Annotated in this window: 16 protein-coding genes and 20 tRNA genes; 2 read left to right on the top strand and 34 right to left on the bottom strand. The window is 46.0% G+C overall.

Annotated elements, in window-relative coordinates; genetic code table 11:
• The 7 genes from rodA to leuS form a co-directional block, all read right to left on the bottom strand.
• On the bottom strand, window positions 1–1,122 hold the full coding sequence (gene rodA / locus FR741_RS11730; RefSeq protein WP_005391317.1) for a rod shape-determining protein RodA: 1,122 nt from the start codon (window positions 1,120–1,122) through the stop codon (window positions 1–3).
• Window positions 1,122–3,038, bottom strand: coding sequence for a penicillin-binding protein 2 (mrdA, locus tag FR741_RS11725; RefSeq protein ID WP_005391316.1), 1,917 nt, complete (start codon window positions 3,036–3,038; stop codon window positions 1,122–1,124). The genes rodA and mrdA overlap by 1 nt, the downstream gene beginning before the upstream one ends.
• Before the next feature lie 29 nt (window positions 3,039–3,067).
• On the bottom strand, window positions 3,068–3,538 hold the full coding sequence (rlmH, locus tag FR741_RS11720) for a 23S rRNA (pseudouridine(1915)-N(3))-methyltransferase RlmH (RefSeq protein WP_017821762.1): 471 nt from the start codon (window positions 3,536–3,538) through the stop codon (window positions 3,068–3,070).
• 4 nt (window positions 3,539–3,542) lie between these two features.
• Window positions 3,543–3,860, bottom strand: coding sequence for a ribosome silencing factor (rsfS, locus tag FR741_RS11715; RefSeq protein ID WP_005373015.1), 318 nt, complete (start codon window positions 3,858–3,860; stop codon window positions 3,543–3,545).
• An 88-nt stretch (window positions 3,861–3,948) separates the two neighbouring features.
• The gene (holA, locus tag FR741_RS11710; RefSeq protein WP_167426827.1) at window positions 3,949–4,968 is read right to left on the bottom strand and encodes a DNA polymerase III subunit delta; all 1,020 of its coding nucleotides are present in this window, start codon (window positions 4,966–4,968) and stop codon (window positions 3,949–3,951) included.
• A 5-nt stretch (window positions 4,969–4,973) separates the two neighbouring features.
• A complete protein-coding gene (locus FR741_RS11705; protein ID WP_005373019.1) occupies window positions 4,974–5,513 on the bottom strand; it encodes an LPS-assembly lipoprotein LptE in 540 nt (179 codons plus the stop codon).
• 152 nt (window positions 5,514–5,665) lie between these two features.
• Complete coding sequence (leuS, locus tag FR741_RS11700) at window positions 5,666–8,239, bottom strand: leucine--tRNA ligase (protein ID WP_005391313.1); 2,574 nt, start codon at window positions 8,237–8,239, stop codon at window positions 5,666–5,668.
• Window positions 8,240–8,392: 153 nt separating this feature from the next.
• Between leuS and FR741_RS11695 the strand changes: the two genes are divergently transcribed.
• Window positions 8,393–8,863, top strand: a complete 471-nt coding sequence (locus tag FR741_RS11695; RefSeq protein WP_005373024.1) for a zinc ribbon-containing protein — start codon at window positions 8,393–8,395, stop codon at window positions 8,861–8,863.
• An 84-nt stretch (window positions 8,864–8,947) separates the two neighbouring features.
• On the opposite strand, the gene lnt is transcribed toward FR741_RS11695, so the two are convergent.
• The 5 genes from lnt to miaB all read right to left on the bottom strand — a co-directional run bounded on the left by lnt (window position 8,948) and on the right by miaB (window position 14,566).
• A complete protein-coding gene (gene lnt, locus FR741_RS11690) occupies window positions 8,948–10,465 on the bottom strand; it encodes an apolipoprotein N-acyltransferase (protein WP_109169985.1) in 1,518 nt (505 codons plus the stop codon).
• Window positions 10,466–10,498: 33 nt separating this feature from the next.
• Complete coding sequence (gene corC, locus FR741_RS11685; protein ID WP_005384118.1) at window positions 10,499–11,398, bottom strand: CNNM family magnesium/cobalt transport protein CorC; 900 nt, start codon at window positions 11,396–11,398, stop codon at window positions 10,499–10,501.
• Window positions 11,399–11,503: 105 nt separating this feature from the next.
• Window positions 11,504–11,968, bottom strand: coding sequence for an rRNA maturation RNase YbeY (gene ybeY, locus FR741_RS11680; RefSeq protein WP_005391311.1), 465 nt, complete (start codon window positions 11,966–11,968; stop codon window positions 11,504–11,506).
• Window positions 11,969–11,970: 2 nt separating this feature from the next.
• On the bottom strand, window positions 11,971–13,068 hold the full coding sequence (locus FR741_RS11675; RefSeq protein ID WP_005373033.1) for a PhoH family protein: 1,098 nt from the start codon (window positions 13,066–13,068) through the stop codon (window positions 11,971–11,973).
• 73 nt (window positions 13,069–13,141) lie between these two features.
• Window positions 13,142–14,566, bottom strand: a complete 1,425-nt coding sequence (gene miaB, locus FR741_RS11670; protein ID WP_005391310.1) for a tRNA (N6-isopentenyl adenosine(37)-C2)-methylthiotransferase MiaB — start codon at window positions 14,564–14,566, stop codon at window positions 13,142–13,144.
• A 257-nt stretch (window positions 14,567–14,823) separates the two neighbouring features.
• Here miaB and FR741_RS11665 point away from each other — a divergent pair, with 257 nt between their 5' ends.
• Entirely contained in the window at window positions 14,824–16,002 is a 1,179-nt protein-coding gene (locus tag FR741_RS11665) for a 2-octaprenyl-3-methyl-6-methoxy-1,4-benzoquinol hydroxylase (RefSeq protein ID WP_167426826.1), read from the top strand.
• Between the two features lie 135 nt (window positions 16,003–16,137).
• Here FR741_RS11665 and FR741_RS11660 read toward each other — a convergent pair.
• The 22 genes from FR741_RS11660 to pth all read right to left on the bottom strand — a co-directional run bounded on the left by FR741_RS11660 (window position 16,138) and on the right by pth (window position 20,549).
• Window positions 16,138–16,222 (bottom strand) — tRNA-Leu (locus tag FR741_RS11660).
• Window positions 16,223–16,275: 53 nt separating this feature from the next.
• Window positions 16,276–16,350: transfer RNA gene (locus FR741_RS11655), tRNA-Gln, on the bottom strand.
• Between the two features lie 50 nt (window positions 16,351–16,400).
• Window positions 16,401–16,485 (bottom strand) — tRNA-Leu (locus tag FR741_RS11650).
• 29 nt (window positions 16,486–16,514) lie between these two features.
• Window positions 16,515–16,599 (bottom strand) — tRNA-Leu (locus FR741_RS11645).
• Window positions 16,600–16,645: 46 nt separating this feature from the next.
• A tRNA-Met gene (locus tag FR741_RS11640) sits at window positions 16,646–16,722 on the bottom strand.
• A 22-nt stretch (window positions 16,723–16,744) separates the two neighbouring features.
• Window positions 16,745–16,829 (bottom strand) — tRNA-Leu (locus FR741_RS11635).
• A 53-nt stretch (window positions 16,830–16,882) separates the two neighbouring features.
• Window positions 16,883–16,957, bottom strand: a tRNA-Gln gene (locus tag FR741_RS11630).
• Window positions 16,958–16,987: 30 nt separating this feature from the next.
• Window positions 16,988–17,072 (bottom strand) — tRNA-Leu (locus tag FR741_RS11625).
• 54 nt (window positions 17,073–17,126) lie between these two features.
• A tRNA-Met gene (locus tag FR741_RS11620) sits at window positions 17,127–17,203 on the bottom strand.
• A gap of 22 nt (window positions 17,204–17,225) precedes the next feature.
• Window positions 17,226–17,310: transfer RNA gene (locus FR741_RS11615), tRNA-Leu, on the bottom strand.
• A gap of 53 nt (window positions 17,311–17,363) precedes the next feature.
• A tRNA-Gln gene (locus FR741_RS11610) sits at window positions 17,364–17,438 on the bottom strand.
• Between the two features lie 30 nt (window positions 17,439–17,468).
• Window positions 17,469–17,553 (bottom strand) — tRNA-Leu (locus tag FR741_RS11605).
• 69 nt (window positions 17,554–17,622) lie between these two features.
• Window positions 17,623–17,697 (bottom strand) — tRNA-Gln (locus FR741_RS11600).
• Between the two features lie 30 nt (window positions 17,698–17,727).
• Window positions 17,728–17,812: transfer RNA gene (locus tag FR741_RS11595), tRNA-Leu, on the bottom strand.
• 53 nt (window positions 17,813–17,865) lie between these two features.
• A tRNA-Gln gene (locus tag FR741_RS11590) sits at window positions 17,866–17,940 on the bottom strand.
• A 30-nt stretch (window positions 17,941–17,970) separates the two neighbouring features.
• Window positions 17,971–18,055, bottom strand: a tRNA-Leu gene (locus FR741_RS11585).
• A gap of 54 nt (window positions 18,056–18,109) precedes the next feature.
• Window positions 18,110–18,186: transfer RNA gene (locus FR741_RS11580), tRNA-Met, on the bottom strand.
• Window positions 18,187–18,263: 77 nt separating this feature from the next.
• Window positions 18,264–18,338: transfer RNA gene (locus FR741_RS11575), tRNA-Gln, on the bottom strand.
• 32 nt (window positions 18,339–18,370) lie between these two features.
• Window positions 18,371–18,455 (bottom strand) — tRNA-Leu (locus FR741_RS11570).
• 40 nt (window positions 18,456–18,495) lie between these two features.
• A tRNA-Met gene (locus FR741_RS11565) sits at window positions 18,496–18,572 on the bottom strand.
• A gap of 284 nt (window positions 18,573–18,856) precedes the next feature.
• A complete protein-coding gene (gene ychF / locus FR741_RS11560; protein WP_005393178.1) occupies window positions 18,857–19,948 on the bottom strand; it encodes a redox-regulated ATPase YchF in 1,092 nt (363 codons plus the stop codon).
• 10 nt (window positions 19,949–19,958) lie between these two features.
• Window positions 19,959–20,549 carry an aminoacyl-tRNA hydrolase gene (gene pth, locus FR741_RS11555; protein ID WP_005384112.1) on the bottom strand — a complete coding sequence of 197 codons (591 nt, stop codon included), beginning with the start codon at window positions 20,547–20,549 and terminating at the stop codon, window positions 19,959–19,961.
• Window positions 20,550–20,581 lie beyond the last annotated feature (32 nt).

Here is a 20,581-nt window from a genome sequence, read left to right as displayed (position 1 = left end):
CTAGGTCGCCTTAGAGAATGCTTTTCGGTGCGTATGAATTGACATCAGAATACCAAAGCCAGCCATCAAGGTTACCATTGATGTGCCGCCATAACTAATGAGTGGCAACGGTACACCTACTACAGGTAGGATGCCACTTACCATGCCAATATTTACAAAAATATACACGAAGAAGCTGAGTACAATACTGCCTGCCATCATTCGTCCAAATGCAGTTTGCGCTTGGCTGGCGAGGTATAAACCTCTTCCAATAATAAATAGATAGATGGCTAAAAGGCAAAGGAAGCCAATCATACCCCATTCTTCAGCAATTACTGCAAAGATAAAGTCAGTGTGTCGTTCAGGAAGAAATTCCAGTTGTGATTGAGTGCCTTGCAACCAACCTTTGCCTGAAATACCACCAGAGCCAATCGCGATTTTACTTTGGATAATGTGGTAGCCCGCACCAAGCGGATCTGACTCTGGGTTAAACAGAGTACGTACGCGAACTTTTTGGTATTCGCGCATCAAGAAGAACCACAAAATCGGAATGAAACCACCGAGTGCGATGGCGGCACCAGCGATGATTTTCCAACTAATGCCCGCGAGGAAGATAACAAAAATACCGGAAGCGGCGATTAGAATAGAGGTCCCTAAGTCAGGCTGTTTTGCAATGAGGATGGTTGGCAAGCAGACCATAATCAGTGCAACGATGAGTGTTTTTAGCGTTGGCGGAAGGGGTTGTCGACCTACATAGCGTGCCACCATTAATGGCACCGCGAGCTTCAATAACTCGGAAGGTTGAAAGCGCACAAAACCGAGGTTAAGCCAACGCTGTGCGCCTTTAGATGCTTCACCGAAAAACAGCACGCCAAAGAGCAGTATGACGCCGCCGACGAACATCAAAGGTGCCAGGCTCTCGTAGGTTCGTGGAGAAAGCTGCGCAAGAACGATCATCACAACGAGTGAAAGCACCATCCGCATAGCTTGGCGATCCATCATCAGTAAACTTTGGCCACTAGCGCTGTACATGATCACGAGGCCAAACCCCATCAGGGCCAATATGCCAAGTAGGAGTGGTAAGTCGATATGGAAGCGTTCAAACAGGGCGCGATTTTTACCTGTAGAGGGATCCATCTTCATTACTGTTTTACCTCTTTCTTCGCATTGTTTTCAGGCTCAATTTCTTCTGGGCCTAGAACGACTCGGTCAAAAATTTTCCTTACTACTGGGGCACCGTTGCTAGAACCACCGCCGGCGTTTTCTAGCACTACAGTGACGACCACTTTAGGATCATCAAATGGTGCAAAGCCAGTAAATAACGCATGGTCACGTAAGTGCTCGGCGATCTCATCTGCGTTGTACTCTTCGTTTTCACCCAGACCGAAGACTTGCGCAGTACCTGATTTACCCGCTGTTTGATAACTCATTTTGTAGAATGAGCGGCGAGCTGTTCCGCGCGTGCCATGGTTTACACGACGCATGCCTTCTTTCGCCATATCCCAGTACTTTTTCGGTACATTCTTGATTGGCGGGTAAGTCACGTATTCTGTTGTTTGTTGTTCTTCGAAGTCGTTGCCGTTCTCTATCGTCGCTTTGAGCAAGTGAGGTGCGATCACTTCTCCCTCATTTACTAATACGGAGGTCGCTTTGGCGATTTGCATTGGTGTTGCTGTCCAATAACCTTGACCGATACCCACAGGGATCGTATCGCCTTTGTACCACGGGGTTTTATGGCGAGACATTTTCCAGTCACGAGTCGGCATATTCGCCTTACTTTCTTCGTAGATATCGATGCCAGTGTAATCACCAAAACCGAACATCATCATCCAATTCGAAATACGGTCAATACCCATGTCATAAGCGATTTGATAGTAGAAGGTATCAACAGACTCTTCGATCGACTTAATGATATCGACGCGTCCGTGCCCCCAACGCAACCAGTCACGGAATGGGCGAGTGTTGGAGTTTGGTATGCGCCAATAACCAGGATCATTTCGCGTGGTGTTAGGTGTGACGACACCTTCTTGCAGCGCGGCTACCGCCATAAATGGTTTGATGGTAGACGCAGGTGGGTAAATGCCAAGTGTGGTACGGTTGACCAAAGGACGGTTTTTATCGTTCAAAAGGGCGCGATAGTCTTTACCCGAGATTCCGTGCACGAACGAGTTAGGGTCGTAGCTAGGGCTTGAAACCATAGCCAGCACGCCGTTGTCTCTAGGATCGATCACTACAGCACTGCCTCTGCGGCCATCCAATAATTGGTGTACGTACAGCTGCAAGTTGATATCAAGGTTTAAAACGATGTCTTTTCCGGGGACAGGTGGAACGTACTTTAACGTACGAATCACGCGGCCGCGGCTGTTTACTTCGACTTCTTGATACCCGGCCGTACCGTGTAAGAGGTCTTCGTAGTATTTTTCGATACCCAGCTTACCAATGTCGCGAGTGGCTTGATAGTTTGCGTCTTTTTCTTCTCGGATCAGGCGCTGCATGTCGCGATCATTGATTCGAGAAACGTAACCAATCACGTGGGTTAAGACTTCGCTGAAAGGGTAATAGCGCTTTAAGGTCGCGCTTATTTCTACACCAGGAAAGCGGTACTGATTGACGGAGAATACCGCTACTTGTTTTTCGTTCAGTTGGGTAAGCAGTGGGACCGACTTAAATCGACGAGTCCGTTTACGCTCTTGGTGGAAACGTTCAATCTGATCTGGGGTAATTTCCAGAATGGTTTGTAGTTCTTGGATGGTTGCATCAATGTCTTTAATTTTTTCTGGAGTCAGTTCTAAGTTAAAGACGGGACGGTTCTCTGCCAGTAAAACACCATTTCGGTCATAAATCAGACCTCGGTTGGGCGCGATAGGAACCACTTTGATACGGTTATCGTTCGAGCGGGTTTGATAATCTTGAAACTGGTTCACCTGAATGTTGTACATATTGGCGACCAGAGCTCCCATCAAGAGAACAATGCCGATAAAAGCGACAATAGCGCGGCTGGCAAACAGACGCGCTTCGGCTTGATAATCTCGGATTTGACTGCGGCGCTTACGAATCATTAACGCTTGGCTCTAAAGTTAAACAACGATTATTCGCGGTGGTAAGGATGGTTCGCGGTGATGCTCCACGCTCGGTATAAGCTTTCTGCCATTACGATACGCACTAAAGGGTGCGGTAGCGTTAAGGCAGACAATGACCAGCTTTGGTCTGCTGCAGCTTTGCATGCAGGAGCGAGTCCTTCAGGACCGCCGATTAAGATTGATACATCACGGCCATCTAATTTCCAAGCTTCTAACTGCTCAGCGAGTTGAGGAGTATCCCATTTTTTACCTGGGATATCTAACGTGACGATACGGTTGCCTTTTGGTACCGCAGCGAGCATCGCTTCCCCTTCTTTTTGCAGGATACGAGCGATATCGGCATTTTTTCCACGTTTGCCAGCAGATATTTCAATCAACTCCAATGGCATATCATGTGGGAAACGGCGACGATATTCTTGAAAGCCTTCCTCAACCCATTTTGGCATTTTTGTGCCAACAGCAATTAGTTGAATTTTCAAAAGATTAACCCCAGAGTTTTTCTAGCTGGTAGAGTTCGCGGTGCTCTTCTTGCATCACGTGAAGCATGGCGTCGCCCATATCTAGGACTACCCATTCACCTTCGTTTTCACCTTCCATTCCTAGTGGCTCAAGACCGGCTTTTTTCACTTCTGTTGCAACGTGGTCAGCGATGGATGAAACGTGGCGTTTGGATGTGCCAGTACAGATGATCATGTAATCTGTAACGCTTGATTTATCTTCCACATTTAGGACGATAATGTCTTCCGCTTTCATGTCGTCGGCTTTATCAGCTAAAAAGTCTTTCAGTTCTTCGCGAAGCACTCGGTTTTCCTCGGTTTGTCTCTTATCTCTACAGTGTTTTACATTCTTGCTTGCAAAACAGGTCGCGCACTATATCACGCTTTGATTTTTAAATTGCCAGCTTAATATCAGGAGAGCAGGTTTCTAAGCTCAACTGATGAATAGTTGGCCATACAGACTCGTCATATTGAGTTTTGGCTTTTATCTCTGCTTGAGCCAACAAGGAGAGCAATGCACAAATACGACTCGCCGATAAGCGGGTCAGTGCTGCGTTATAGAGTGGACGCTTGTTTTGCCAAACTCGATATTTCTCAAATACCTGGTTCATTCCCATTTGAGTTAAGTCTTGATGCATATTTAAAAGTTGGCTCAACTCTTTTTGTACACTTCGAATCAAGATCACGGTCTCGACCCCTTCCGCCTCAAGTTGGCGAAGAATACGTTGTGCACGGTTTGCTTTACCTGCCAGTAAGGCGTCGATCCAGTTAAACGTAGTAAAGTGATTATGGCGACTTAGGGCTTCCTCTAAACGTATGATGGTCAGCTCACCATCCGGGTAGAGTAGGGCCAATTTCTCTAAGCTTTGTGACAATGCAAACAGGTTACCTTCATGCCATTGAGCCAACATTTGCAGTGATTGTTGATCGGGTTTTAGGCCCAACGTGCGGCAACGTGCGTGAATGAACATAGGTAAGCGTTGTAGATCTGGCGACAAACAGCTTACCCAGTCGCCTTTTGAGCTTAATGCTTTGAACCATTTCGCATTTTCTTGGGCTTTGGTCAGTTTGCTACCAACAATGACGAGCATGATGTCATCATGCAGCATATCACACAGTGTTTGCAGCTCTTTGCTGACGGCGGTTGTCACGCCACTCTCTGGAATTTCAAGCTCGATCAATTGACGGTTTGAGAACAGGCTCATCGCTTGGAAGCAATCGTAAACTTGATTCCAGTCGATGCTTGCGTCTACCGCAAAACGGTGTTTTTCCTCAAAACCTTGTTGAAACGCTGCCTTTTGGATTGCTTGGCGGCTCTCTTGAATCAGTAACGGCTCATTACCAAAGATTAGGTAAACTTGTTTAACGTGTTTAGTTAAATGATCCGTTAATTTATCGGCATAAATTCGCATAGTGATTAAGAGTTTGTGTTCGCTGGCTCAGAGATTTGTCCTGCTTCATATTCGGCACGAATACGGCCCAACTGGCGCATCATCTGTTTTGCAGCTTGCAAGCGCATCTCGTCTTCAATTACGTCACGTTCAACAGATTTTGCGAGTGCCGTCAACGGGTTGTCTAGGTAGTTGCGGTTTACTGTTGTCGTAAAGTTTTTAGAGCCATAGCCAGGAATCGTCACACGGTATTTTACTACGTATGTCAGCTCTTTTTCTGCTGCACGGCTATTTTGATACAGAGACAGTGTACGCTCATCGATAGTCGCTTCCGTCAAATGAAGGTTGGGTACCGTCGATGATGGTTGAACAAGTTCAACTTTGTTCAGTTCGAGTTGAGAGCGAACATAGCGAGTTAATTCACTGTATTCATCGTAGCTGGAGAAAGACATAGTGTGCAGCTCTTCCGGTACGGAATACTCGCCGCGAAGGTGAAAACCACAGGCAGAAAGAAGCCCCGCTAATACCAATACCACTGGTAGTTTAATCAAAGAGAAAAAGCGCATTGATTGTATTCATCCTAAATTGAAGGGGTTATTTACCTTAAACCACTCATGTGAATGGTTTGAGGTAAATAAACAGGGTAGCGAACTACCCTGTTTAATGACTCTTGGTTAACAAATAAGTTCGCTAAACAGAGACAAATTGCAAGCTGTGATTAGTTTGCAACGATGTTCAGCAGTTTACCTGGAACGTAAATGACTTTACGAATAGTCAGGCCATCAGTGAACTTAACCACGTTTTCGTCGTTTAGACCAAGCTGTTCGATATCGTCTTTAGAGATATCCGCTGGGACTGTTAGCTTCGCACGTAGCTTACCGTTAACTTGAACAACGATAGTTTTTTCGTCTTCAACTAGCGCTTTTTCGTCAAACGTCGGCCATGCCGCGTTATCAATGTCTGTTTCACCTAGTGCTGCCCATAGCTCGTATGAGATATGCGGAGTGATAGGGTAAAGCATGACAACAATAGCTTTCAGTGCTTCGTCAAGGATTGCACGATCTTGCGCAGATTCTTGAGGCGCTTTCGCTAGTTTGTTCATCAGCTCCATGATCGCTGCGATCGCGGTGTTGAATGTTTGACGACGAGCGATATCGTCCGTCACTTTCGCGATAGTTTTGTGAACGTCACGGCGAAGTGCTTTTTGATCACCAGAAAGCGCTGCGGTATCTACTGCTTCTGCTGCGCCTTTCGCTGTGTGCTCTTTCACTAGTTTCCAAACACGTTTCAGGAAGCGATTCGCACCTTCTACGCCAGACTCTTGCCATTCAAGTGTCATGTCCGCTGGAGACGCGAACATCATGAATAGACGTACTGTGTCAGCGCCGTACTTGTCTACCATTTCTTGAGGGTCGATACCGTTGTTCTTAGACTTAGACATCTTGATCATGCCTGAGTGCGTTACATCGCGACCTTCAGTGTCTTTAGCAGAAGTAATGCGGCCTTTACCATCACGTTCAACGGCTACGTCTGTTGGAGCTACCCACTCTTTACCGCCTTTCTCGTTCTCGAAGTAGAACGCGTCTGCCAGTACCATGCCTTGACACAGTAGCTGCTTGAACGGTTCGTCAGACGTTACGTAGCCCGCGTCACGTAGCAACTTGTGGAAGAAGCGAGAGTACAGTAGGTGCATACAAGCGTGCTCGATACCGCCGATGTACTGGTCTACTGGTAGCCAGTAGTTTGCTTTTTCTGGATCTAGGATGTCGTCTGCTTGCGGTGAACAGTAACGCGCGTAGTACCAAGAAGATTCCATGAACGTATCGAACGTATCTGTCTCACGTAGAGCAGGTTCGCCGTTGAATGTGGTCTTCGCCCATTCTTTATCTGCTTTGATTGGGCTGGTTACGCCGTCCATTACCACGTCTTCTGGAAGAATCACTGGTAGTTGGTCAGCAGGTACTGGGTGAACTTCACCGTCTTCAGTCGTTACCATTGGGATTGGTGCGCCCCAGTAACGTTGACGAGATACACCCCAGTCGCGCAGACGGAAGTTTACAGTCTTAGTGCCTTTGCCTTCTGCTTCTAGCTTCGCTGCAATTGCATCGAACGCCGCTTGGAATTCTAGGCCGTCGAATTCACCTGAATCGAACAGTACACCTTTCTCTGTGTATGCCGCTTCAGAGATGTCTAGCTCGCTGCCATCAGCAGGCTTGATAACTGGCACGATGTCTAGACCGTACTTCGTTGCGAACTCGTAGTCACGTTGGTCGTGTGCAGGTACTGCCATTACCGCGCCTGTACCGTAGTCCATCAATACGAAGTTTGCTACGTATACTGGTACTTCACGGCCGTTCAATGGATGAATAGCAGTAAGGCCAGTAGCCATACCTTTCTTCTCCATTGTCGCTAGCTCAGCTTCTGCAACTTTGTTGTTCTTACATTCGTCGATAAACGCTGCAAGCTCTGGGTTGTTCTCTGCAGCAAGAGCTGCAAGAGGGTGACCAGCAGCGATGCCCACGTAAGTCACACCCATTAGCGTATCTGGACGTGTCGTGTAAACTTCTAGGTCTTGTTGACCCTTAACTTCAAACTTCAGCTCAACGCCTTCAGAGCGGCCAATCCAGTTGCGCTGCATGGTTTTCACCATTTCAGGCCAACCTTCAAGCTTGTCTAGGTCGTCTAGTAGCTCTTGAGCATATTCAGTGATTTTGATGAACCATTGAGGGATTTCTTTTTGCTCTACAGGCGTATCACAACGCCAGCAACAACCGTCTTCAACCTGCTCGTTTGCAAGAACAGTTTGGTCGTTAGGACACCAGTTAACAGAAGACGTCTTTTTGTAAACTAAACCTTTCTCGTAAAGTTTAGTGAAGAACTCTTGTTCCCAGCGGTAGTACTCCGGTGTACATGTTGCGAATTCACGGTTCCAATCGTAACCAAAGCCTAGAAGCTTAAGTTGGTTCTTCATGTATTCGATGTTTTCGTAAGTCCAAGGTGCTGGCGCAGTTTTGTTTTTTACTGCTGCGTTTTCTGCAGGTAGACCGAATGCGTCCCAACCGATTGGTTGCATCACGTTTTTGCCTTGTAGGCGTTGGAAACGAGATACTACATCACCGATAGTGTAGTTGCGCACGTGACCCATGTGCAGTCGACCACTTGGGTATGGGAACATGGATAGACAGTAGAATTTTTCTTTATTTGGGTCTTCACTTACAACAAAGGTTTTGTTGTCATCCCAGTGCTTTTGAACTTTTTGTTCAATATCTTGTGGGTTGTATTGTTCTTGCATCGATGGTATCCGTTATCTTGGAATTTGTGAGTTCGGTTAGAACAGACTTAAATAGATCGTCATAGAATACCTAAAGCTAGGGATCACAACAATAGCCAATCTGTACCCATGCGCCCTTAAGTGACGCAGGTAGGAGAAAGATGGAGGTCAGTTATGCCTAAACGTAAAACAGGTTATGAGGAAATGCTCGAGGATGTGATTGAAACCTTGAAGCACAGTCCGGAAGAAGTTAACAAAGCGATTGAGACGTCGGGCAAAGTGGTGGATGCTGCTAATGACTTGACCAAAGATGAATTAGCTTTAATCAAAGCATACCTTAAAGCAGACTTAAAAGAGTTTTCAGAGAGTTACGAGGATAGCAAAAGCGGCCCGTTTTACTTAACGATTGCGGACTCGATATGGCAAGGGTTGTTAGAGATTACAGACCGAACTAAAGTTGAGTGGGTTGAGTTGTTCGATGACTTAGAGCATCAAGGGCTATATGAAGCAGGAGAGGTGATAGGCTTAGGTACTTTGGTCTGTGATGAGTGTGGTCACAAGACAACGTATAACCACCCAACTGTAATCATTCCGTGTATTAAATGTGGTCACAAAGGCTTTACTCGCCAGTCATTAAAGCCATAAATGGCGCGTAACGACTGTATAATGCAATGAATAAAAAAGAGGCTTGGTCGCCTCTTTTTTGTCTTTTCTACTTTCAAGCTGTTATCAGCTCTGTTTTCTTCTTAAACCGAAAGCCAGCGCTAAACTTAACCCAACCCAAATATACAATGGCCAAGTACCAACGATTCGATATGGCGTTTTCCCATCGGTTGGGGTGAGCTCTGCGCGCAGTACTGCAGTTTCAAACTGCGGTACTTGCTCAACGATTTTACCCTTGTGATCGGTTACCGCTGTTAATCCATTGTTCGTCGAGCGGATGAGCGGTTTGCCTAATTCTAAGGCACGCATACGGGCGATCTCCATATGCTGAAGAGGACCGATAGAGTGACCAAACCATGCATCGTTCGAAAGCGTTAGAATGAAGTCTGTTTCGTCAGTCACATTTTGACGCACTTGCTCATTAAAGATGATCTCATAGCAAAGCGCTGGTGCCATGTGCATGCCATTCGCAACGATGTTGGGCTGCACAAAAGCCCCACGGCTAAACGACGACATCGGCAAGTTAAAGAATGGCGCTAATGGGCGCAGAATATCCTCAAATGGAACAAACTCACCAAACGGTAATAGGTGATGCTTATGGTAGCGTTCGCTCAAGTCGAAACTGTAGTCACCGTATGGTGTGATGCCAAGGGACAGAATACTGTTGTAGAACTGTCGATCCTCAGCTTGGTTGACGACACCAGTGATGATTGCGCTATTATTCATTTTTGCTGCGCTGTCAATATTGCTCAAAAATGAAGGCACTTCAATTTCAAAAGCAGGAATTGCAGCTTCTGGCCAGACGATAATATCAGCGTCCCAGTTTTCACGAGTGAGATCGGCGTATTTCATGATGGTTGGCCAACGTTGGCTTGGCAGCCACTTAAGGTTTTGGTCAACGTTACCTTGAATCAGCGCGAGCTTAGTCGTGTCTTCTGGCCGAGGTGTTACCCAATCGTAGTTTCGAATCCCAAAGCCTGTGCTGAGTAATACCGCAGGAATAATCACCATCAGCCACTGTTTATGAACCCAAGCATAGGCTAATGCCCCCGCACTAATAAGGATAAACAGAGTGAGCAGTTCCACGCCACCGATAGGCGCAAAGCTTGCTAGTGGAGCATCAATCTGGCTGTAGCCTAGCCATAGCCACGGGAAGCCGGTCATCACCCAACCACGCAACCAATCGCTGATTAGCCATAAAGCGGGCGCAGCGAGAAGCGCTTTTGTGAGCGTAAATTGAGGAAAGAGTTTGTTGTTGAGCCAAGCAAATAAGCCGGAATAAACAGCCAAGTAGGCGACAAGCAAGCCCATTAAAAATAAATTAGCAATCAGTGGCATGCCACCAAAGCCGGAGATACTGACGTACACCCAGCTAACGCCAGTTGCAAATTGACCTAACCCCCAAGCATAGCCAATCCACAGTGCGCGTTTCGGTGTTTGGTTAGCAAGAAGAATCAGTAGAATAGCTGGGCTAAGAATGGCAACAGGCCACAACTGGTAAGGTGCAAAAGCGAGCGTAGTAGAGGCGCCAACAAAAGCGGCCACTAAGGGCCGCTTGAGGCGATGAAAGAGTTCATTCATCATTATAATTTTCTGAGATTCCCAATGGGTATCGCGTTACTCTTGAGTGGCTTCAACCAGGGTTTCTTCGTCTGGGATCGTCACTTGGAGTTGAATGACACGACGGTTATCGGCAGCGGTGACTTTGAAGTTGTAACCTTCAATTTCAACCAGTTCACCACGAGAAGGTAAGTGGCCAAAGGCAGTCATGACCATGCCACCAACGGTATCTACTTCCTCATCGCTGAAGTTAGTTCCAAATGTCTCATTAAACTCTTCGATGGTTGTCAGCGCTCTGACAGCAAACGTATGCTTGCTAAGCTTACGAATGTCTGTCTCTTCGCTTTCATCGAATTCATCTTCGATATCCCCGACGATTTCTTCAAGGATATCTTCAATGGTCACAAGACCAGAAACACCACCGAATTCATCGACAACAATGGCCATATGATAACGTTCTTCACGGAACTCTTTCAGCAGTCGATCAACGCGTTTACTTTCCGGTACCACAACGGCTGGTCGAATAACTTCTTCGATATCAAATGGATTACTGCCTGAGCCTAAGTATTTAAGTAAGTCCTTCGCAAGAAGAATGCCTTCCACATGGTCTTTATCTTCGCTGATCACAGGGTAGCGAGAGTGTTGAGCATCGGTAATCAAGGCAACCAAGGTATCAAGGTCGTGAGTACGCTCAACCGTAACCATTTGCGAACGCGGGATCATAATGTCACGCACGCGCATTTCGGAGATTTCCATAACACCTTCAAGCATATCGCGGGTGTCATGGTCAATCAGGTCATTGACTTCAGAGTCACGGATAACATCCACAAGCTCTTGGCGATCTTTTGGTTCGCCCTGAAATAATTGACCTAGACGTTCAAAGAAGGACTTTCTACTCGGACCTTCTGCCTTTTCTTTCTTATCTTCGTTAGAAGAGGGAGAATTATCTTCGTTCATTGTTTCTCAATTAAGTAACGCTATCAGAAGTGTGATAGCACACATAGAGAGGCGAACACGAGAATCATTTTGGTGGTTCGCCTTTCCCTGCTGAATAGCCAATGGCTACTCTTTTTCAGCAATGTAAGGGTCTTCATAGCCCATACCTTGCATGATTTCGGTTTCGAGGGACTCCATCTCTTCGGCTTCGTCATCCTCAATATGATCATAACCTAGCAGATGCAAGCTGCCATGTACAACCATATGCGCCCAATGTGCTAACAGAGGCTTGTTCTGTTCAATTGCCTCTTTTTCAACGACTTGGCGGCAAATAATTAAGTCGCCAAGTAAATCTATTTCCATACCTGGAGGGGCTTCAAATGGAAAAGACAACACATTGGTCGGTTTATCTTTACCACGATACTCATGGTTAAGCGTGTGACTTTCTTGTTCATCCACAATGCGAATGGTGACTTCGGCTTGTGGCTGGAAGAGAGGAATCGTCTTATCTAGCCACAATTGGAAATCTTGCTGCGAAGGCAGCCCTTCTTCATTTTCGACTGCCAGTTGCAGATCAAGTTCAATCGCCATGATTATTCCTTAGTGGAAGCAACTTGTGCATTCAGTTCGGCTTTCGCTGCTTCTAATAACTTCGCATCGCGTTCTTCACGACGACGCTTCTCGAACTCTTTACGCTCTTTCTGGTCTTGTGCTTCCCACTTCTCATACGCGTTAACGATACGAGCAACCACTGGGTGACGTACAACGTCGTCTGCTAAAAAGAAGTTAAAGCTGATGTCGTCGACTTCGCTTAATACTTCAATAGCATGACGAAGACCTGATTTTGCACCACGAGGTAAGTCGATTTGCGTGACGTCACCAGTGATAACTGCGCGAGAGTTAAAACCAATACGCGTTAGGAACATCTTCATCTGCTCAACCGTGGTGTTCTGACTCTCATCAAGAATGATGAAAGCGTCGTTTAGAGTACGGCCACGCATGTAAGCAAGAGGGGCTACCTCAATCACGTTACGTTCAATCAGCTTCTCTACACGCTCAAAGCCCAACATTTCAAATAGGGCATCGTATAGCGGACGTAGGTATGGGTCGACTTTCTGGCTTAAGTCACCAGGTAGGAAGCCCAGTTTCTCACCGGCTTCAACCGCAGGGCGCGTCAATAGAATACGACGGATCTCTTGGCGCTCTAGTGCGTCAACTGCTGCAGCAACGGCAAGATAAGTTTTACCTGTACCAGCTGGGCCAATACCAAAAGAAATATCATGCGTGACCATATTAACCAAGTACTGTGCTTGGTTTGGCGTACGTGGTTTGATCACACCTTTTTTGGTTTTGACGAAGACTTCTTTACCATGCTCGATATTAGACTCAGTATTCTGCTCAAGAACACCAGACTCTTTAATCGCTAAATGGATCTGTTCAGGCTCAATGTCTGGGATCTCACCTCGTACAGGTGCGGTATCAACATACAGAGTTTTCAGGATATCTAGCGCAGCTGATGCGGTATGAGGTTTACCGACAATTGTAAAATGGTCACTACGGTGGTTAATTTCAACGCCTAGACGACGTTCTAAATGCTTGATGTTGTCATCGAATGGACCGCACAGGCTAGCAAGTCGGCGGTTGTCGGAAGGTTCTAGGTTAATTTCTAGAGTTACGATTTTATTACTCAATGTTGCCTCTCATTTTTTGCCACTTAATGAGAGCCTGATAACGACCAGGCTCTCCATGGCTATTTATACGAGCTTATGGCGTAAAAGTAGCTACACCCAGCTCATCTTCGCGACGTGTTTTCGCCATCATCTGCGTTGGGGAAATCACACTACGAAGATCCATGTCTTTTTCAGTACGTACTAGCTCACCACGCAGTGAGTTCGCAAATACGTCTACGATCTTCACATCAACGAACTGACCAATTAGGTCTGCACTACCTTCAAAGTTTACTACACGGTTGTTTTCTGTACGAGCGCGCAGTTCCATTAGGTTTTTCTTCGAAGGACCTTCAACTAGAACACGTTGTTCTGTGCCAAGCATTAAGCGAGAGTAACGCATCGCTTGAGCATTGATAGTTTGCTGTAGTTCGTAAAGGCGCTCTTTCTTCACTTGTTCTGATACATCACAAGGGTAATCCGCTGCTGGCGTACCTGGACGTGGAGAGAAGATGAAGCTGAAGCTCATGTCAAAGTCTACATCTTTGATTAGCTTCATTGTGTCTTGGAAGTCTTTGTCTGTCTCACCAGGGAAACCAACAATAAAGTCTGAACTGATTTGAATATCAGGACGAGCTTTACGCAGTTTACGGATGATCGACTTGTACTCGATAGCGGTGTGAGGGCGTTTCATCATAGTTAGGATACGGTCACTACCACTTTGCACAGGTAAGTGCAGGAAGCTCACAAGCTCAGGCGTATCTTCGTAAACCGCGATGATGTCGTCAGTGAATTCTAGCGGGTGGCTCGTTGTGAAACGAATACGGTCGATACCATCGATAGACGCAACCAAACGAAGCAGTTCTGCAAATGAACAGATTTCACCGTCGTGTGTTGGACCGCGGTACGCGTTTACGTTTTGACCCAGTAGGTTTACTTCACGTACGCCTTGTTCAGCAAGCTGTGCGATTTCGAACAGTACATCATCCATTGGACGGCTTACTTCTTCACCACGAGTGTACGGTACGACACAGTAAGTACAGTACTTCGAGCAGCCTTCCATAATAGAAACGAATGCTGTCGCACCTTCCGCACGAGGTTCTGGTAGGCGGTCGAATTTTTCGATCTCTGGGAACGAAATGTCCATAACTGGTGCGTCATCCGACTGAGATTGTTTGATCATCTCAGGTAGGCGGTGCAGAGTTTGTGGGCCAAAAATAACGTCGACGTATGGTGCACGTTCACGAATATGGTCACCTTCTTGCGTTGCTACACAACCACCTACACCGATAACTACGCCAGGTTTTTTATCTTTTAGTGTTTTCCAGCGGCCAAGCTGGTGGAAAACTTTCTCTTGCGCTTTTTCACGGATCGAACAGGTGTTAAGTAGAAGTACGTCTGCTTCCTCTGGCTCTTCCGTCAGCTCGTAGCCGTTTGCAGCATTAAGCAGGTCGGCCATTTTTGATGAATCGTATTCGTTCATCTGGCAGCCCCAGGTTTTAATTAGCAGTTTCTTACTCATCTCACTTTCGCTCGTTCAGTTGTACTTAAATTGGAGAGCTATTGCTCAAATTATAGCCGCCATCACGGCGGTAAGCGGCGTATTGTACTGCTTTAAAAAGCACCTGACTAGTGATCTGGCTAATTCTCTGCAAAGCCTGATGAAATCTAGTTTTTCGCCCTATGCAGAACAAGGTTTTTTGTTAAACAATTTTGTAAAAATAGCCATGGAAAGTACAATAAAAAACGCCAATTAATCAGCACGATGAAGAGTAAAAAATGAACAAGTATGACATCGCCGTGATCGGTGGCGGTATGGTTGGGGCAGCCGTCGCTGTTGGATTTGCCAAGCAGGGCAGAAGCGTTGTCTTGGTTGAAGGTGCAAAACCCAAAGCTTTTGATGCCGCTCAGGTGATGGATATTCGCGTATCTGCGATTTCGCACCAGTCGGTGGAGTTACTTGATTCACTCGGCGCATGGTCAGAAATTAAAAGTATGCGAGTTTGCCCTTATCGGCGTTTAGAAACTTGGGAGCACCCGGAGTGCCGTACTCGTTTTCACTCTGATGAACTGTCATTGGAGCAGCTCGGTTATATCGTTGAAAACCGCCTAATCCAATTAGGTCTTTGGCAAGTCTTCTCTCAGTATGACAATCTAACCGTGATGTGTCCCGAGCGATTAAAAGACATTGAGTTTGCAGATGTAAACCTTGTGACACTAGAAAGTGGGGCGCAGTTTGAAGCTAACTGGGTAATTGGTGCTGATGGTGCAAACTCTAAAGTTCGTCAATTGGCTGGAATTGGTGTGACTGCGTGGGATTACCGACAACACTGCATGTTGATTAACGTGAAAACAGAATTGCCACAGCAAGATATCACTTGGCAACAATTTACTCCTTCGGGCCCGCGTTCATTTTTACCTTTGTGCTCTTTGACTAATGAAGACGGTCAAGAAGTAGGCCAAGGTTCGTTGGTTTGGTATGACTCGCCAAAACGCATTAAACAATTGTGTGCGATGGGGAAGCCTCAACTAAGGGAAGAAATCTTACGTCATTTCCCTGCTGAATTGGGCGATATTGAAGTTTTACAGTTTGGCTCATTCCCACTCACTCGTCGTCATGCGCAAAGCTATTCAAGCAAAAATTGCGTGTTAGTGGGTGACTCTGCCCATACGATCAACCCACTTGCAGGGCAAGGGGTAAACTTAGGCTTCAAAGATGTAGACGTTCTCCTTTCGGTAACAGAACACCAAGAAAAGCTGGAAGATACCTTACTCGCGAAATACGAACGCGCACGTCGACCTGACAACTTACTCATGCAGACGGGCATGGACTTTTTCTATAAAGGTTTTAGCAACGATCTTGGGCCATTGAAGTTCGTACGTAATGCTGCATTGAAGCTTGCTGAAAACTCAGGGCCAATTAAGGCTCAAGTACTGAAATACGCGTTAGGTATGTAGTAAGCTACTCAAATCACAGATAGAAAAAAAGCGAGCCATGAGCTCGCTTTTTTAATTCGGCAAATCTAATGATTTCCCGAGTCCAGAACCAAAAAAAGAAAAAACCCAGCAAAATCATGCTGGGTTTTCCGATAATGGTGCGGAAGGAGAGACTTGAACTCTCACACCTTGCGGCGCCAGAACCTAAATCTGGTGCGTCTACCAATTCCGCCACTTCCGCAACTTAATCTATAGATATCAAGATAATTGGTAAAATCTCAATATCGTTGTATATGGCAGGGCTACCTGGATTCGAACCAGGGAATGGCGGCATCAAAAGCCGCTGCCTTACCGCTTGGCGATAGCCCTACAGCGTAAATAGTCAAAGACTACTTAACCTCTCTTATCGAGAGAAAGAATGGTGCGGAAGGAGAGACTTGAACTCTCACACCTTACGGCGCCAGAACCTAAATCTGGTGCGTCTACCAATTCCGCCACTTCCGCGTATTCTGATAGTGTAGATTAATTTAAGATGGTGCGGAAGGAGAGACTTGAACTCTCACACCTTGCGGCGCCAGAACCTAAATCTGGTGCGTCTACCAATTCCGCCACTTCCGCATCTTAAATCTACGTGACTGATAGCTTATGCTAGCAATCCAATCAATGGTGGCTACGACGGGATTCGAACCTGTGACCCCATCATTATGAGTGATGTGCTCTAACCAGCTGAGCTACGTAGCCATTTTAAACTTTTGATCAAAAATGGTGCGGAAGGAGAGACTTGAACTCTCACACCTTGCGGCGCCAGAACCTAAATCTGGTGCGTCTACCAATTCCGCCACTTCCGCAACTTGATCTGTAGATATCAAGATAATTGGTAAAATCTTAATATCATTGTATGTGGCAGGGCTACCTGGATTCGAACCAGGGAATGGCGGCATCAAAAGCCGCTGCCTTACCGCTTGGCGATAGCCCTACATTGCTCTAATAAAAGAGACTTAAATAATGGTGCGGAAGGAGAGACTTGAACTCTCACACCTTACGGCGCCAGAACCTAAATCTGGTGCGTCTACCAATTCCGCCACTTCCGCAACTTATTCTGTAGTTATCAAGGTAATTGGTAAAAACCTAAATAACGTTGTTTATGGTGGCTACGACGGGATTCGAACCTGTGACCCCATCATTATGAGTGATGTGCTCTAACCAGCTGAGCTACGTAGCCATTTTAAACTTTTTATCAAGAATGGTGCGGAAGGAGAGACTTGAACTCTCACACCTTGCGGCGCCAGAACCTAAATCTGGTGCGTCTACCAATTCCGCCACTTCCGCAACTTGATCTGTAGATATCAAGATAATTGGTAAAATCTCAATATCGTTGTATATGGCAGGGCTACCTGGATTCGAACCAGGGAATGGCGGCATCAAAAGCCGCTGCCTTACCGCTTGGCGATAGCCCTACATTGCTCTAATACAAGAGACTTAAATAATGGTGCGGAAGGAGAGACTTGAACTCTCACACCTTGCGGCGCCAGAACCTAAATCTGGTGCGTCTACCAATTCCGCCACTTCCGCAACTTATTCTGTAGATATCAAGATAATTGGTAAAATCTCAATATCGTTCCTGTATTTCAAGGAAAATAATGGCAGGGCTACCTGGATTCGAACCAGGGAATGGCGGCATCAAAAGCCGCTGCCTTACCGCTTGGCGATAGCCCTACATTGCTCTAATAAAAGAGACTTAAATAATGGTGCGGAAGGAGAGACTTGAACTCTCACACCTTGCGGCGCCAGAACCTAAATCTGGTGCGTCTACCAATTCCGCCACTTCCGCAACTTGATCTGTAGATATCAAGATAATTGGTAAAATCTTAATATCATTGTATGTGGCAGGGCTACCTGGATTCGAACCAGGGAATGGCGGCATCAAAAGCCGCTGCCTTACCGCTTGGCGATAGCCCTACATTGCTCTAATACAAGAGACTTAAATAATGGTGCGGAAGGAGAGACTTGAACTCTCACACCTTGCGGCGCCAGAACCTAAATCTGGTGCGTCTACCAATTCCGCCACTTCCGCAACTTATTCTGTAGTTATCAAGGTAATTGGTAAAAACCTAAATAACGTTATTCATGGTGGCTACGACGGGATTCGAACCTGTGACCCCATCATTATGAGTGATGTGCTCTAACCAGCTGAGCTACGTAGCCATCTTTTGGAGCGAGACAATATAAACCTTCACGCTCTCAGTGACAACCCCTTTTATAAAGGAATCTCACTTGAATAATGGCAGGTCTACCTGGATTCGAACCAGGGAATGGCGGCATCAAAAGCCGCTGCCTTACCGCTTGGCGATAGACCTGCAGGCAATAGTCACGATGACTATTTAAAATATGGTGCGGAAGGAGAGACTTGAACTCTCACACCTTGCGGCGCCAGAACCTAAATCTGGTGCGTCTACCAATTCCGCCACTTCCGCATCTATTCCTAATTGCTCTGATAAAAAGAACACTTAGGAATGGTGGCTACGACGGGATTCGAACCTGTGACCCCATCATTATGAGTGATGTGCTCTAACCAGCTGAGCTACGTAGCCAAAACCATATTTTTTGCTCTCAACGCTTTGTTGCCTTGTCGTTGGGAACGGCGCGCATTATGCGAAGTTGAGTGAGATCCGTCAACAGTTTTTTTTAATAAATTTCGGAAAAAACCTCGTTCGCTTCCTTTTTAAACAAAGAGGCGTGTTTATGATCTAAAACTGGAAATAAATTAGCTCGCAGTTAGGTGATTTATTTTTGCTCATTTACTTAAGGTATTAAAAAAGCCAGCTTAGCAGCTGGCTTTTAGTGTGAATGAAGTGTTTAAAATTCATTCATTTAATTAAACATTGAAGCGGAAGTGTACAACATCACCATCTTTTACGATGTAGTCTTTACCTTCTAGACGCCATTTACCTGCGTCTTTTGCGCCATTTTCACCATTGAATTGGATGAAATCGTCGTAACCGACTACTTCTGCACGAATAAAGCCTTTCTCGAAGTCAGTGTGGATCTTACCTGCCGCCTGAGGCGCAGTTGCACCAACAGGGATTGTCCACGCACGTACTTCTTTAACACCTGCCGTGAAGTAGGTGTGTAGAGTCAGTAGCTCGTAACCAGAGCGAATAACACGGTTCAGCCCCGGTTCTTCGATCCCCATATCCGCTAGGAATTCTTCGCGATCTTCATCTTCTAGTTCAGATAGTTCAGATTCGATAGCTGCACATACAGGTACAACGACGTTGTTTTCTTTTTCTGCGAACTCGCGAACCGCATCTAGATATGGGTTATTTTCGAAACCATCTTCGTTTACGTTTGCAATGTACATAGTTGGCTTCAGTGTAAGGAAGTTTAGGTAGCCGATTGCTGCTAACTCTTCTTTAGATAGCTCAACTGTGCGTGCCATGCCGCCTTCAGTTAGTACTGGTAACAGTTTTTCTAGTACTGTTAGTTCAAATTTTGCGTCTTTATCGCCGCCTTTTGCCTTCTTCGCGTTACGTTGAATCGCGCGCTCACAAGAATCAAGGTCAGCCATTGCAAGTTCAAGGTTGATCACTTCGATATCTTCGATAGGTGAAACTTTACCTGAAACATGAACAATGTTTTCGTTTTCAAAACAACGTACAACGTGGCCAATCGCGTCTGTTTCACGGATGTTAGCTAGGAATTTGTTACCTAAACCTTCACCACGTGATGCACCAGCAACAAGACCAGCGATGTCCACGAACTCCATCGTCGTTGGAAGAACTCTCTGTGGGTTAACGATCTTAGCTAGTGCGTCTAGACGTAGATCTGGCACAGGAACCACACCAGTGTTTGGTTCAATGGTACAGAACGGGAAGTTTGCTGCTTCGATACCCGCTTTAGTTAGTGCGTTGAACAGAGTTGATTTACCTACGTTAGGTAGACCAACGATGCCACATTTAAAACCCATGATAGTAACCTTATTCAGCTTTGAACGTGTGGAGGCGATTTTGTGCTTTAGATAGGCCATCCTTAATCAGGATATCTAGACAACGAACAGCCTCATCAGCTGCTGCATCTAAAAGCTCTTGCTCTTTAGCTGGCGCTTTACCTAATACAAAACCCGCCACTTTATCTTTGTGTCCCGGATGACCAATGCCAATGCGAAGACGATAAAAATCTTTGTTATTGCCCAGTTTGCTAATGGTGTCACGCAGACCGTTGTGTCCACCGTGACCCCCACCTTTTTTAAACTTAGCGACACCTGGCGGTAAGTCTAGCTCGTCATGAGCAACCATGATCTCTTCAGGTTTAATTTGATAAAATTTCGCAAGCGCTGCGATCGATTTACCTGATAGATTCATGAAGGTGGTTGGGATAAGCAAACGGAGATCCTGGCCATTGACCATAATACGTCCTGTTAGACCAAAAAACTTTGGTTCGTTCTTCAGTGTAACGTTGTGAACGCGTGCTAATTCTTCTACAACCCAAGCGCCCGCATTGTGACGAGTTCTGGCGTATTCTGGTCCTGGATTAGCAAGACCAACAAGAAGTTTGATTTGTTGACTCAAGGTTAGGATCTCTCTGGAATCTCAAAAAGCGC

This window comes from Vibrio diabolicus (assembly GCF_011801455.1).
Lineage (GTDB): Bacteria > Pseudomonadota > Gammaproteobacteria > Enterobacterales > Vibrionaceae > Vibrio > Vibrio diabolicus.
The sequence above is the reverse complement of the archived record's forward strand: the minus strand, read 5'-3'. Positions and strand labels throughout refer to the sequence as shown.